At 45.3% G+C, this 14,386-nt stretch carries 13 protein-coding genes; 5 read left to right on the top strand and 8 right to left on the bottom strand.

All coding sequences use genetic code 11. The features are described 5' to 3' along the window. Positions 1-41 precede the first annotated feature (41 nt). Together A3712_RS08320 and A3712_RS08325 are read right to left on the bottom strand one after the other, a co-directional pair. The gene (locus tag A3712_RS08320; RefSeq protein ID WP_004741624.1) at positions 42-242 is read right to left on the bottom strand and encodes a DUF4250 domain-containing protein; all 201 of its coding nucleotides are present in this window, start codon (positions 240-242) and stop codon (positions 42-44) included. Between the two features lie 98 nt (positions 243-340). Continuing rightward, entirely contained in the window at positions 341-1,021 is a 681-nt protein-coding gene (locus A3712_RS08325) for a hypothetical protein (RefSeq protein WP_063523043.1), read from the bottom strand. 236 nt (positions 1,022-1,257) lie between these two features. Between A3712_RS08325 and A3712_RS08330 the strand changes: the two genes are divergently transcribed. After that, positions 1,258-3,633: a YgiQ family radical SAM protein gene (locus A3712_RS08330; protein WP_063523044.1), complete on the top strand. Its 2,376-nt coding sequence runs from the start codon at positions 1,258-1,260 to the stop codon at positions 3,631-3,633. Between the two features lie 99 nt (positions 3,634-3,732). Here the strand turns inward: A3712_RS08330 and A3712_RS08335 are convergent, their stop codons facing one another. Genes A3712_RS08335 through A3712_RS08345 form a run of 3 tightly spaced genes read right to left on the bottom strand, consistent with a single transcriptional unit; the run spans position 3,733 to position 6,678 of the window. Continuing rightward, positions 3,733-4,206: a GtrA family protein gene (locus A3712_RS08335; protein ID WP_063523045.1), complete on the bottom strand. Its 474-nt coding sequence runs from the start codon at positions 4,204-4,206 to the stop codon at positions 3,733-3,735. Beyond that, the gene (locus A3712_RS08340) at positions 4,193-5,662 is read right to left on the bottom strand and encodes an ArnT family glycosyltransferase (protein WP_063523046.1); all 1,470 of its coding nucleotides are present in this window, start codon (positions 5,660-5,662) and stop codon (positions 4,193-4,195) included. The genes A3712_RS08335 and A3712_RS08340 overlap by 14 nt, the downstream gene beginning before the upstream one ends. Next, a complete protein-coding gene (locus tag A3712_RS08345; RefSeq protein WP_063523047.1) occupies positions 5,659-6,678 on the bottom strand; it encodes a glycosyltransferase family 2 protein in 1,020 nt (339 codons plus the stop codon). Before A3712_RS08345 ends, A3712_RS08340 begins: the two co-directional genes overlap by 4 nt. A 125-nt stretch (positions 6,679-6,803) precedes the next feature. Here A3712_RS08345 and A3712_RS08350 point away from each other — a divergent pair, with 125 nt between their 5' ends. From A3712_RS08350 to A3712_RS08365, 4 genes are all read left to right on the top strand, one after another. After that, positions 6,804-7,481: a response regulator transcription factor gene (locus A3712_RS08350; RefSeq protein WP_004741618.1), complete on the top strand. Its 678-nt coding sequence runs from the start codon at positions 6,804-6,806 to the stop codon at positions 7,479-7,481. Beyond that, on the top strand, positions 7,478-8,734 hold the full coding sequence (locus A3712_RS08355) for a sensor histidine kinase (protein ID WP_063523048.1): 1,257 nt from the start codon (positions 7,478-7,480) through the stop codon (positions 8,732-8,734). Before A3712_RS08350 ends, A3712_RS08355 begins: the two co-directional genes overlap by 4 nt. Before the next feature lie 150 nt (positions 8,735-8,884). Continuing rightward, positions 8,885-9,832 carry a 1-aminocyclopropane-1-carboxylate deaminase/D-cysteine desulfhydrase gene (locus A3712_RS08360; RefSeq protein WP_063523049.1) on the top strand — a complete coding sequence of 316 codons (948 nt, stop codon included), beginning with the start codon at positions 8,885-8,887 and terminating at the stop codon, positions 9,830-9,832. Between the two features lie 201 nt (positions 9,833-10,033). Beyond that, positions 10,034-10,771 (top strand): dienelactone hydrolase family protein, encoded by a 738-nt coding sequence (locus tag A3712_RS08365; RefSeq protein WP_063523050.1) that lies wholly within the window; start codon positions 10,034-10,036, stop codon positions 10,769-10,771. Positions 10,772-10,848: 77 nt separating this feature from the next. On the opposite strand, the gene A3712_RS08370 is transcribed toward A3712_RS08365, so the two are convergent. The 3 genes from A3712_RS08370 to A3712_RS08380 form a co-directional block, all read right to left on the bottom strand. Beyond that, positions 10,849-12,102, bottom strand: a complete 1,254-nt coding sequence (locus tag A3712_RS08370; RefSeq protein WP_063523051.1) for a D-amino acid dehydrogenase — start codon at positions 12,100-12,102, stop codon at positions 10,849-10,851. A gap of 295 nt (positions 12,103-12,397) precedes the next feature. Further along, a complete protein-coding gene (locus A3712_RS08375) occupies positions 12,398-13,324 on the bottom strand; it encodes a LysR family transcriptional regulator (protein WP_063523052.1) in 927 nt (308 codons plus the stop codon). A 259-nt stretch (positions 13,325-13,583) separates the two neighbouring features. Further along, entirely contained in the window at positions 13,584-14,369 is a 786-nt protein-coding gene (locus A3712_RS08380) for an HAD-IIB family hydrolase (RefSeq protein ID WP_063523053.1), read from the bottom strand. Between the last annotated feature and the right edge of the window lie 17 nt (positions 14,370-14,386).

The raw sequence follows: 14,386 nt of genomic DNA on the forward strand, positions 1-14,386 counted from the left end.
AGCATTGGTTTCGCGATACCTGTTCATTCGCGAAACATAGATTACCTTGCGTATGACTTAAATTGGTTCGTCAGTGGATCGTACTGATAGCCGAGCATGTCTAGCTTACCTACGACACTTTCTATATCCATTTCATACATGCTAATCAGTTCTTCAAAACTGTCGCATTCTAAGCGCAGTTTTTCATTCACTATTCCCAGCAAGATAATACTATCTAGGCTTTTGACGTTACTTAAATCCATCTCGTACTCCTTACGAACACTCTGACTAGAATTAAGTTTAGAACGCTTAATCGCCCCACGCTAAAAAACAGATCACACTTCTTAACTCACAGAAATGCTTACAGCGCCCAAACTGGTGTTAGGCCAACGACAGCAGCTAACAGCATCAGTAGTGACACCGTAAGTTGAACCTTCTCTGGCGTTTTAACAAACAGTAGGTGCCAGCACCACACCACGATTGAAGATATAAGTAGTGCGAAGCTAAACAACAATGCTGAGATAACAGGTTCTAACTGAGCTTCAGAAAGTGAGTAAACGTTCACAACCGTCGCGAGTACTACCAGCATCCCTGTTAATACGCCTACAACCGGCAAAACACGGTGAAACGCTTGCAAACGCGTTCTTGCGATAGTCAGAAGTAGATGAGCAAACGCCGCACCTAGCAAAATCACCAGCAATAATGTTGCAATAATGCCGACCGTCGTTGATTGCTCAAATGCTTGGATAGCAACATAAGAAAGCGCCAAACCACACGCTAAATACATCACCCAAGTCGGGCCCGAATCACGTGTTTTCTTAGTCTGAACTTGAGAATAGAAATAAAAGATTGCGAACACGACAAGAAACGCTTCGACTTTAATTGAAGCCACGGCCAGCCAAAGTACGCCAATCGCTGGTAGCATTTTATGGATACGACCACGTTGCCCTGGGCAAATATCACCCTTTACCAGAATCAAGATTAATATCAGTTGAGCTCCTAATAACATTGGAGCAAATTGCAGTAATAATGTTTCGACCATTGTGGATCTACTTATCTAGACTTATTTTCGCGAATAATATCAAAAACTGCTGCGAACACTAATCAAAATCACAAATTAGCGACGTTATTCAAGGCTTCAACTATGCTGTTGTTTGACTCTTTTGTCGTTTTATCAGCAAAATGACGAAAGACACCAAAACTAACAGGGGCATGTTCTACTGGCTAGTCAGGGCGCATGCCGCTATAATTCCCGCCTCAAAAATCAGAGGTCGAAATATGTACAGCGATATCACTCCTATTCACGAACACAAAAAATACTGGGCCGAGTGCTACGGAACAGCACCCTTTTTGCCTACCAGTAGAAAGGAGATGGATGCTCTTGGATGGGATAGCTGTGACATTATTATTGTAACTGGTGACGCTTATGTTGATCACCCAAGCTTTGGTATGGCTATCATTGGCCGTCTTCTTGAGGCTCAAGGTTTCCGCGTGGGCATCATCGCTCAACCGAAATGGGACAATAAAGATGCTTTCATGAAGCTAGGTAAACCTAACCTATTCTTCGGCATAACTGCGGGTAACATGGACTCCATGATCAACCGCTACACCTCTGATCGCAAATTACGTCACGATGATGCGTACACGCCAAATAACGAGGGTGGTAAGCGTCCTGATCGTGCAACTCTGGTATACTCTCAGCGTTGTCGTGAAGCCTACAAAGGTACACCAATCGTATTGGGTGGTATCGAAGCGAGCTTGCGTCGTGTAGCTCACTATGACTACTGGTCGGATAAAGTTCGTCGCTCTGTACTTTTTGATGCAAAAGCGGACATCCTGTTATTTGGTAACGCTGAGCGTGCTCTAGTAGAGGTGGCACACCGCCTTGCTGATGGTGAAGATATCTCTAACCTAACCAACATTCGTGGTACAGCGATCAACCTGCCTACTGCACCTGAAGGTTACAAGATTATCGACTCTTCTCGTATCGAAAAGCCAAACAAAGCTTACGTACCAGTAAACCCGTACGAAGTGGAAACGCAATGCGATACCAAAAAAGATGAAGAGCCAAAGGCGCAGCCAATTACGATTCGTCCTTCTCGTCACGATGCGAAGACGACAGCAGTACGTATCCCAGCGTTTGAAAAGCTTAACAACGACCGTATTCTTTACGCTCACGCAAGCCGTATTTTACACCTAGAGACAAACCCGTATTCAGGCCGAGCTTTGATTCAACGCCACGGTGATCGCGAGCTTTGGGTTAACCAAACGCCAATCCCTCTAGCAACAGAAGAGATGGATTACGTGTTTGGCCTTGCTTATCAGCGTGTGCCTCACCCGATGTACGGCAAAGCAAAGATTCCAGCCTACGAGATGATCAAAACCTCGGTGAACATCATGCGTGGCTGTTTTGGTGGTTGTTCTTTCTGTTCAATCACAGAACACGAAGGCCGTATCATCCAGAACCGTTCGAAAGAATCTATCTTAGATGAGATCGAAGACATCAAAGATAAAGTACCTGGCTTTACTGGTACCATTTCTGACTTGGGCGGTCCAACAGCGAACATGTACCGTTTAGGTTGTTCAGACCCGAAAGCAGAAGTGAACTGTCGCCGTCCGTCGTGTGTGTTCCCGAAAATCTGTGAGAAGCTAAACACAGACCACAAACACACCATCGACCTTTATCGTTCAGCGAGAAAAGTACCAGGCGTTAAGAAGATCATGATCGCTTCTGGTGTTCGTTACGACTTGGCGATTGAATCACCAGAATACGTGCGTGAGCTTGTAACGCACCACGTAGGTGGCTATTTGAAAATTGCTCCAGAGCATACTGAAAAGGGCCCACTAGATCTGATGATGAAACCGGGTATGGGCACTTACGATCGTTTCAAAGAGATGTTCGAGAAGTACAGCGCTGAAGCCGGTAAGAAGCAGTACCTAATTCCTTACTTCATCTCGGCTCACCCGGGCACAGAAGACGAAGACATGCTGAACCTGGCATTGTGGCTTAAAAAGCACAACTACGAGTGTGACCAAGTACAGAACTTCTACCCATCGCCAATGTGTAACGCAACGTCGATGTACTACTCAGAGACAAACCCTCTGAAACGCGTTAAATACAAAAAGCGTGAAGATATCCCTGTGCCAAAAGGTGACCGTCAACGTCGTCTGCATAAAGCACTGCTTCGCTACCACGATCCAGAGAACTGGAAACTGATTCGTGAAGCTTTGATTGACATGGGGAAAAAACACCTGATTGGTGATAAGCCAGGTTGCTTGGTTCCTGAGGATGACTTTGATGCTCAAACACCAGCGCAGCGTCGCAAGTCTGGCCGTCACGGCTCACAACGTTTTGCTACTAAGCACAGCAAATCTCAACCAGGATTAGGCGGCGAGAAGCCACGTAACCACTCTAAATCTGGTGGCAATAAGCCTAAACCAGGTGGTAAGAAACCTGCTGGCAACGACAATGGTGGACAAGGCAACGGTGGCGGTAGTAGAAACTCTCGTAAGCCAGCAACGGGCTTCATCAAGAAAGGACCGGACGGTCAATCGCAAGGCAATGGCAAACTAAACCGTAATAAAGGTGGTAATGGCCAAGGTGGAAAGCCGACAGGTAACGGAAAGAACCGTCAACGTGCCGCACAACGCTAATCTTTTTAAGCCGATACCATTAGCGAACAAAAACACAAAGCGCAGCTATTTAGCTGCGCTTTTTCGTATCTTGCGATTGATGATTCTAAGTTCAGTTAATCATGGCGCCTCGCGGGCGAAAACCCAATGCTGACTGAAGAAATAGTTTGTCACCATACCTACTAGAATCCCCACTGCCATTGCAACAAATGCGGCCCCTGTAAATTCGGGTAGTAGTTGCATCACCAACTGAAAACACAGCAAGTTAGGTATGGCCGATATTGATGCTGACAGCATGAACTTTTGCCATTGAATCAACTTATCTGACCAACTACCCTGCTCTTTGCAATCAAACGTCAGCACGCGATTACCAGACCACGTTGTTGTAGCAGCAACAATGAAAGCACCTATCCTCGCACTCATCAGTGTTAAACCTATTAAGTAGTGCAGCAGCACAAACACGGCGCAATCAACAACAAACCCACCAACACCAACTGTAGCGAACCGAAAGATCTTATGTTGGGACTGTAACCTCTGGCTGCACACCCGAAGCTTATCTTTGCCAACGCGTAAGCTTAACTTAAGGCTGACCATAGCTTCCAATGTATATTTGACTCAACGATTGGTTGTGTTTGACGTTCTGGCTATGACAAGTAAACAAAGCTCGATTTATTTTGACAGTCGGCTCCAAAATACAGGTCAACGCATTTTCTTTTATCTTGGCTTCTACTTCTGCTCTTTTACCAATCAAATAAAACTTATCGACACCATCAAGTTGCTCGATGTTGAGTAGTTTCTTCGCTTGCCCGTGGCTATAAAATTGACCGGAGAATGGTCGCTTGCCCACGTAGAAGCTTGGCGCAAAATCCGTAATCTGTTCAAAAATAATGCGGTCACTCTTCTCGTTCGCCTTACCTAAGTTCAGGTAAACTATTGCAATCATCAACAACACTGGCAGAACCAAGGCCACGCTGGAGAACCATTTCTTGTCTTTTTCCACCACTAACATCGCCACTAACAAACCAAGCGCCGGGATCCCCGGGAGAACATACGCAGGAAGAATGTTACCTGCCATGGTAAATAGAATCAGAGGTGACATTAACCAACATACAAGAAATGAAAACAGCCCACGATTCTCAATGTTGATTTGAGCGATTTTCTTACGGCGAACGAAGGCCAATATCGGCAAAACAATCGACCAAGGCGCGGCGGCTTGAATCCAGAATACCCAAATCATGCCTCGCGTCTGGTCGTGTGCAGAGCCATAAAGATCCCCTTCCCAGCCACTGACAACAAAACGCTTAAAGTGTTCGCCAACAATAAAGTAATCGATAAAGCCCGGTGTCGCCATTTCTGCCATGATGTACCAAGGCAAGGCAATCGCCAGCATCACACCTAATCCAGACAACAATGGAAAGCGTTGCCATAACACTTTGAAAGCGCCAAAGAAGCCATGTTGTAATACTAACCAAGGAAAAACTGCGATACCCATAATGACAACGGCCACTGGGCCTTTTGCAAGTAAACCTAATGCCAAGCCAATGAAACCGATATATCCCCAATTTCTATTGGTCTTGTCACTGCCTTCTCCCTGCCAACACAAATAAAACCCTAGCATCGCAATCGTCATAGATAAAGTTAGCGCCATATCCGTCATTACAGCACCGGCAGCAATCGAGAAAATGCCACAGGTCGCCAATACCACTGCCGCAACCAGCGCACTTTGTCCGGTACGCTTTGCCATATACGCGACCAATAAAATTGTCGCGAAACCTGCCAACCAATGCGGAGCACGGACAGCGAACTCGCTTAATCCAAAAAGCTCAATGCCAATCGCGCTCATCCAGGTAAACATCGGAGGCTTACCCCAGAAAGGGATTCCGTAATCGAACTGAGGGGTTAACCAATTGCCGGTTTCCACCATTAGACGCGCCATTTCCCCATAGCGAGCCTCAGTGGTATCCATCAACGGATATGTCGCCAAAGACAACAGCCTCAGAACCAATGCAAAAGCCAATAAATACCATAGGTGTGTTCTATTCAGGCTCATGCCGATTCCTCTAGCTTAAAGTGTGTTTTTAATGCTGGTGTATCAACGACAGACTGGATCAAATACAAGGGACGATTCTTGGTTTCAATGAAGATACGACCTATGTATTCCCCCATTAAACCGATACTCAGAAGTTGAATGCCGCCAAGGGCAAGTTGAACCACCATCATGGATGGATATCCGGTGATTGGCTCACCAAACATCATAGTTTTGAAGACAATAACCATCCCGTAGATAAACGCGCTCAGCGCAACTAAACCACCCACAGCCGTCGCAATACGCAGCGGTCGAATAGAGAATGACGTGATGCCATCCATCGCCAACCCGATCAGCTTAAGGTAATTCCACTTCGTCTCCCCACAGAAACGCGCATCACGATTAAACTGAATGGTGGCTTGGCGAAAACCCGGCCAAGAAAAAATGCCTTTCATGTAGCGGTTACGTTCGGGAAGTTGGTTAATATGGTCGACAACTTCACGGCTCAACAGTCGGAAGTCACCGACATTCTCAGGAACATCAATCTTCGCCGCTGCATTCATCACTTTATAAAAGCTCGCCGCTGAGAACTTCTTAAACCAAGTTTCTCCGTCACGTTGGCGACGTTGCATGTTCACCACGTCATAGCCCTCACGCCATTTGGCAATCATTTGAGGAATTAACTCAGGAGGATCTTGCAAGTCTGCATCTAATAAGATCACCGCTTGCCCGCGACAATGCTCTAAGCCAGCACTCATCGCCGACTCTTTACCGAAGTTACGGCTCAGCCCGATAACAGAAATAGAACTATTGATTGAGGTAAATGAGCTCACCACGTCTAAGCTGTTATCTTTACTGCCATCATCGACATAAACAATCTCACTGGTAATCGGCAGGCTATCTAACACCTTGGTTAAGCGTGAATGAAACTCTTCCAACACCTCTTGTTCGTTATAAAAAGGCACAATGATAGACAGCAAAACCGCTGGGTGGATCTGCGAGAGGGATTCTTTAGGTCGGCTAATATGAAGTTCAGACATAATACGTTCTTCTATTTATTAATCTGAGATCAATTTACGCGCCCATAAGTGAAAGTTATGTTATTGACATATTTTTCACGCTCACCCAGGATAATGTTACTGTCTATTTCTGTATGAGATTCAAAATGAAACGAGTTCTATTGGTCGAAGATAACCGTGAAATTGCAGGTGTCTTATTTGATTATTTTGAGTGTATTGGGATGGAACTCGATTATGCAGACAACGGAGAGCTTGGCCTGCAGCTCGCAATGGACAACTCATTTGATATCATTATTTTAGATCTCATGTTGCCACGAATGGACGGCCTAACGGTTTGCAATAAACTGCGAGACCAAGGAAATGCAACACCTATCCTGATGCTGACTGCACTCGATAGCCGTGAAGACATGTTGAAAGGCTTTGACCACGGTGCGGATGACTATCTCACCAAGCCCTTCGACTTAGATATTCTAGAAGCAAGGATGAATGCGCTGGTTCGCCGTTACCGCGGAAAAGTGGCGTCCTCTAAACTTCAATTTGACGAGCTCACCATCGACCAGAAAACCCGCAAAGCTTACCGTCAAGACAAGCTACTTGCACTCAACCCAACCACCTATACCATTCTTGAGATGCTATGCCAGAATGCACCTGAAGTGGTAACGCGTGAAGACATCTCGTACAAACTATGGGAAGAAGACGAACCGAACAACGATGTGCTACGCAGTCACATCTACCAACTGCGTAATCAACTCGATAAGCCCTTTGATACTCAGATGCTAATTACGGTTCCTAAGGTTGGATTCCGCCTGGAGTCTTACAATTGATTCTCAATGTTCTCACTAGCACAAAAACCCTTACAGGCCGTTTAGCGCTTTTCTTTGGCTTAATGGCAGTGATTGTGACGGCATTTGTCTATGTGGTCTTTATATCAGCACTGTTTTTGTCTGAAGACAGCGTCGGCGAAAGGCGAATCCTGATTGACCGCAACTACGCCATCAGCCAGTTTCAAGCTGGGGAGAATGGTGAATTAAGGATAGATGAACTGACCACGGCCTACAATGACCCAACCCTCATACCGGAAGAATACTCTAAATTTATAAAAGGCAGAGAAAACTTCCTTGGCGAAGTGGGTCAAGAACCAAACTCGCGCATGGTCTATGTTGGTGAGTACACACACCAAGGAAAAACCTATCCTATTATTCTATTGTCTGAAATAGACCTTATCGAACTGGACCAAACAGAATCAGTGTACGCGACAATGTTTATACTCACGTTGCTCTCTATCCTAATCTTTTGTTTTGGTTCAATACTTTATCGATTATCCAAACGGCTTATTGAACCATTTAACTCTCTCTCTGCACAGCTTGAGTCGAACAAACTCAACCTCAACGAAGAATTTGGAGTAAGTGACGATGCTGCGATAGAATTCCGTCAACTGACCGATCAACTCAATCAATATCGTCGAGAAATCAACTCCCTTATCAAACGTGAGCAAGCCTTTGCACGCTACGCAAGTCATGAATTGAGAACACCATTAACGGTTGCTCGTGGCGCTAATAAACTGCTGATCCGCAGTGAAACGACAGAGTTTCAATCTCGTCAGGTTGAGCGTATTGATGACGCCATCGTGCAGATGTCGGAGATGGTCGATGCCTTGCTTGGCCTCGTGCGATATGAAAGAAACAGTGACGACGCACCACTGCGCTTATTTAGCCAACAAGAACTAGAAGCTATTGTGTCAAAAAGCACTTCACAGGCCTCTGACAAAGAGGTCGAGATATCATTAACCGTTGAGTCTGAGCCGACCATTCAAGCCACCAGCGCTATCATGAACATGCTGATTGGTAACCTACTAAGGAATGCTATTGCTGCAACCAATAGTGGTACTGTGACAATTACTTTGTCTCAAAACGGCATTACAATTGAAGACCAAGGCGAAGGCTTACAAGATCAATACAACCCTAGCGGTCACGGCTTAGGGTTACTGATTGTTGACGACCTATGTCAACGCTATCACTGGGACTTCAAACTATTCAACCGAACTTGCGGTGGGTGCACAGCTCAAATCACCTTTTAGAGCGATCGATATTCACTAGTATCTATTGGGTTCAATATCGAGTGAAAACTTGATGTAGTTGGTTTACAGAGCCAATAACCTGCTAGATACTCGTAAGTCCAATTTGATTTTAAAATACTGGCTTTTTAGTCAGCATTTTTACTAAGTGCAATGAAACTAAATAATAGTCCTGTAACTCAGCATCAATACAACGACCACACCTTTTTCTTAAAGCGTGACGACCAGCTACACTCCCATTTTTGTGGCAATAAAGCTCGCAAGTTCATGAAGCTGCTAGAAGACGATCATCCGAACATTACCACCCTGATCAGCTACGGCTCAGCTCAAGCGAACTCTCTGTTCTCACTCGCGGCATTGGCAAAGATTAAAGGTTGGACGCTGGAGTTTTACGTCGACCACCTACCTCAATGGTTACAAGAACGCCCAATCGGCAATTACCGTGGTGCTATTGACCTGGGCGCTAAAGTCATTTCAGTCAAAGAGACAGGCTCTGAACTTCATCCACAAGCGTATATTGAGCAAGTAAGACAACCAGACTCACAGTGTATCGTGTTACCTGAGGGTGGCCGCTCTCAACTTTCCGAATATGGCGTAAAACAACTGGCGATGGAAATACTGAGCTGGACGCGCTTTGAAAACCAATACGACTTTGTTGTAGCACTACCAGCGGGAACTGGCAGCACTGCTCTTTATCTTCATAAGCACCTAAAGTTACAAAATATCCCGGTGCTCACTTGCGCTTGTGTCGGTGGAAGTGACTACCTGACTCAGCAATTCAATGAGCTTGGCGAAACCGAACATCCACAGATATTGCCTCTCCCGAAAAAGCATCACTTTGGTAAACTGTATAAGCAAGACTATCAGACATGGCTAGATCTTCAGGAGCAAACTGACATTGAATTCGATCTGCTTTATGACCCATTAATGTGGCAATGTTTAGAGCAATGGCAGGCAGATAACCCAACCAAAACCATTATCTATATTCATCAAGGTGGCATCTTAGGAAACGAGTCGATGTTACCGCGCTATCAACGAAAGTATCCTGATATTAGAACAAGTCTTCCTTGCAGCGATAACAGCACAGCCCCTACTTGGTAATGGTTCAAACCTCCTAAACCTGTTATTCGAACAATCACAGTGACGGCTTACTGTGATTGTATCTTCCGCATAAGTTTCTTCCGTTTAAGACAGCTGTCCTTCCTGCTTTACCCACCAAAGCCGAACTGACAATCTGGCGAGAATCATAACGTTATCTATACTTTCCATTGGATTGCCACTCGTCACCTGAAGGATTAATGTATGCGAGCAATTACTACACTAGGTCTGTTTTCGGTTTTGCTTCCTTTTGCAGCACACTCTGGAGAAAACGTCATCTACCAGGTAGATGGCATGGAGTATGAAGGTTATTGGAGTGAAGCCAGCGAGCAAGCCCCTCTAGTACTTTTAATACACGATTGGGATGGTTTGACCGACTACGAGAAAAAGCGTTCTGAGATGCTCAACGAACTCGGTTACAACGTGTTTGCTATCGACCTGTTTGGCAAAGACATTCGCCCAACAGAAGTGAAAGATAAAAAGCAACACACGGGCGAGTTGTATAAAGACCGTGAAAAAATGCGCGCACTACTTAATGCAGGCGCTTTGGAAGCGCAAAGGCTTGGTGGTAACTTAGATAACAATGTGATGATGGGTTATTGTTTTGGTGGTGCTGCCGTATTAGAAGCCGCGAGGGCAGGAATTCCATCCAAAGCTTATGTCACCTTCCATGGTGGTTTATCGACACCGAAAGGACAAGACTACTCACAAACCAAAGCGCCAGTTGTCGTGTTCCATGGAACGGCTGACGCTATGATATCAATGCAGGATTTTGGCAACCTTGCCGCTGAATTGGAATCGGCCAAAGTACATCATGAGATGATCACCTACAGCGGAGCCCCTCATGCGTTCACCGTGTTCGGTTCCAATAATTACCAAAATGAAGCTGACCAAAAATCGTGGCAGCGATTCACGCATGTGTTAGAAACCACCACCAGATAAGCAGCAACACTAAAGCCTAATTAGCCCAGGTTTATAACTAAGCATGGGCTAATTTTTCTGAACACGTTTTTAATGAGCTACATGTAACGATGAATACTCAAGTCGTCTGATTGAATATCGCTATTTGAGCCACTAACCACACTCGCTAACAACTTTCCTGAACCACACGCCATCGTCCATCCCAACGTCCCATGACCAGTATTGGTAAACAAGTTCTTAATTGGCGTCTTTCCAATGATAGGCGTGCCATCTGGCGTCATTGGCCTCAACCCAGTCCAGTACTCTGCCTTGGAAAAGTCCCCCGCCTGCGGGAACAGGTCTTTTATCACCATATCAATCGTCGCTTTGCGTTTTTCAGGAATCAGGTAATTGAAACCAGCAAGCTCAGCCGTCCCAGCAATCCGAATTCGATCATCAAAACGCGTCATCGCCACCTTATAAGTTTCATCCATAACGGTTGATGTTGGTGACTTATCCGCACTCACGATTGGCAATGTCAAAGAGTAGCCCTTCACTGGATAAACAGGAATCGACAAGTCGACCTGTTTAAGCAGATCTCGAGAATAGCTTCCCGAAGCCACCACGTAAGCGTCGGCTCTGAACTCTCCTTGAGTCGTGGTCATGCTCTGAATAACTAGATTTTTACGGTTCAGCTTGAGTACTTCCGTATCAAACACAAACTGAACACCAAGCGCCTTAGCTTTCTCAGTCAAAGCTAAACAGAATTGATGACAATCTCCCGTTTCATCATGAGGTAAGTATAAGCCGCCCACCAGCTTGTCTTTCACGTCAGCTAATCCCGGTTCAACCGACAGACACTGATCAACACCAAACAGTGAGTGCTCAATGCCGCTTTCTGTTAGTAGCTTCATATCTTGCTGAATAGCATCTAACTGCTTCTCGCTTCTAAATACTTGCAACGTCCCTTGCTGCCGCCCTTCGTATGCCAAATTTTCACTGGTTCGAAGGTGGGTTAAACAGTCTCGGCTGTAGTTTGCCACTCTTAACATGCGAGACTTATTCACGGCGTATTTAGCTTCGTTACAGTTAGCGAGCATCTTAGTCGCCCAAGCCACCAACTCTGGAGAAAGTGATGGCTTAACTTTCAAGGGAGCATGCTCTTGGGTGATCCATTTCATTGCTTTCAACGGAATACCCGGCGCTGCCCAAGGTGAAGAATAGCCATAAGAAATTTGCCCGGCGTTCGCGAAACTAGTCTCTTTACCACTACTATCCTGGCGGTCGATAACCGTTACTGAGTGGCCCTCTTTCGCCAGATACCAAGCACTGGTCAAGCCAATAACACCGCTGCCAATTACAATTACTTCCATTCTATATTCCCCTGCACTCGCCACACAGCCGAGCCTTACTACCTGTTTGAAACATCTGTCGTTAATAGTTTGTAACGTATTCATCAAGCGTTGACTTAACAATTCAACATATGTTGATAAAAAGTCAATTTAGTCGTAAATCAGGATAATGAGTTTTGGAAGTGTGATGTTGAAGGGCTTCAGAGTACAAGACATTGCTTGGCCCCAAAGGGTAAAGACACCCAATAAATAATTTCATTGGCGGTAACAAGTCGAGCCAAGAGTAAGACTATGCGTTTCACCAACCCTGTTCTATTTAGATATTGTGAGCATCATGACTTAAGAATGTGGCGTTCTCGATGAGAAAGTCTAAAAAGGTTTCGGCTTGCAATGACAGTGCTCGACCTTTGAGAGATTGAACTTTCACCGTCGCTTTAGAGAAGGTATCTAGCTCAGTCGCAACCACTTCAATTTGTCCCGATTTAATCTCATCAAGCACAGTGAGCTTAGGCATGAAGGTCACGCCTAGGCCTGCCGAAACAAAGTTAGTGAGTGCGGTAACTGAGTTAGTTTGAAGCTTAGGTTGCAAAGTGAGATGAGAGTTTTGTTCAGCCTGCTTTACGAGCCTCCCCATACCTGTCGAGTTGTCGATCAAAGCAATAGAAGCCTCTCTAATATCTTGCAGTGTCACCGGTGCTTGTTGGGTCGTCAATACGTGCCCTTTTGGAGCGATAAGCTCTAAAGGGTGGCTACGCTCAACGTATGAATGCAGTTTAGGGTGAGGAGCTGACGCATAGGTAATCGCGAAATCAATCTGTTGATCTTCCAACATTTTTACGGCATCCAATGCACCCGCAATCTCGATCGATAAATTAATATCTGGGTAACGAGCCATGAAAGTCTGCATGGGTTTAGAGACCAAGTTTGTGATAAATCCTTCCCCAATCGCGATGCTAACGTTACCTCCCTTGAGGTTTTTCAGCTTGGTTAGGCGTGCTAGCACCGCCGTTTCACTGCGAACGATAGAGCGGTAATAATTCAGTAATTCGTTGCCCGCCTCAGTCAGCAGTGATTGACGATTATTGCGTTCCCACACCTTCATTTCTGCTTGTGTTTCAAGCTGAGTCAGCATTCGACTCATTGCTGCTGGGTCAACGTTCATCATCTTAGATGCTTTACGCAGCGACCCATATTTTGATAACGCATTCAGATACTCAAGCGCACGAAGATTAAAATGGTGCATGCAACTTCCTTGTGATTCGACTGACACAACACAAGCCTCTCACAATTTTCTCCTTTGCCCATCTAGGAATTAAGATACCGACAGAACAAGTTCGCAAGTTGTGGGCTAAGTCACCAACACAAGTCTTTGAAGAGCGATAGCCACCATATAGAAGAAGTATTTATTCAACTCTAATAAAACAAAAACACAGCTCAATCCAACGAAGAAATGAGCTGTGTTTGATGTTCACTATCGGCTGTTTTAAGCCGATAACCAGTCGCTATTTTAAAGCAAGTAGCTTATCGACAAACTCTGAGAAACCGTATCCGCCGGGTTTGCTCATCACCACTGATGGGTGATGCTCTAGTCGTTCCCAGTAATGCTGGATATTGGCCACACCTATACTGTTCGGCAAAATTTCAAACATGTATTGATCGTTCATCGAATCACCGACATAGCAACTACGCTCGACTATCTCTTGGTCAGACAGCCCCTTTTCTTTGAGAAAAGTGGTCGATGTCGCTTTCTTAGAGTGCTCACCATACCAAGCATTAATGTGAATAGAGCTTGCTGTAGCATGAGCGCCTAACGCGTGAATCTTAGAGACTATTTCTTCAATAATCGCATCATCAACCTTCGGACGGTTTTGCCCGATGTCTATCGCAACTTCACATAAGCGGTACGACTGATCCAGCGTTAAACTGAGCTCTGGATAATCACTCAAAATAGCTAAGACTTGTTGTTTCAGTTTGCTCTGATTAGAACTGACTTCTGGCAAAGGAATATCTGAGCGCAATGTCAGATACCCATTTTTCTTTTCCATAATGAAAGCGCCATTCTCGCCGAGAACCGCATCAACAGGCCACAGCTGAGCAATGTGATCACACCAACCAGCACAAGCCCCCGTTACCGCAACCACTTTTTTCCCTGAATCACGCAGCTTGCTTAACGCAATCAAGGTTTCAGGCGGCAATTGACCTTGCCACGTTAAGGTGTCATCCACATCGGTTAACACCCAATCTACCTTTTTCCAATTTTGGTTCAATTCATTCGATACCGAATTCATTTCTACACCTCTAAATA

This window comes from Vibrio sp. HI00D65 (assembly GCF_001635455.1).
Classification (GTDB): Bacteria; Pseudomonadota; Gammaproteobacteria; order Enterobacterales; family Vibrionaceae; genus Vibrio.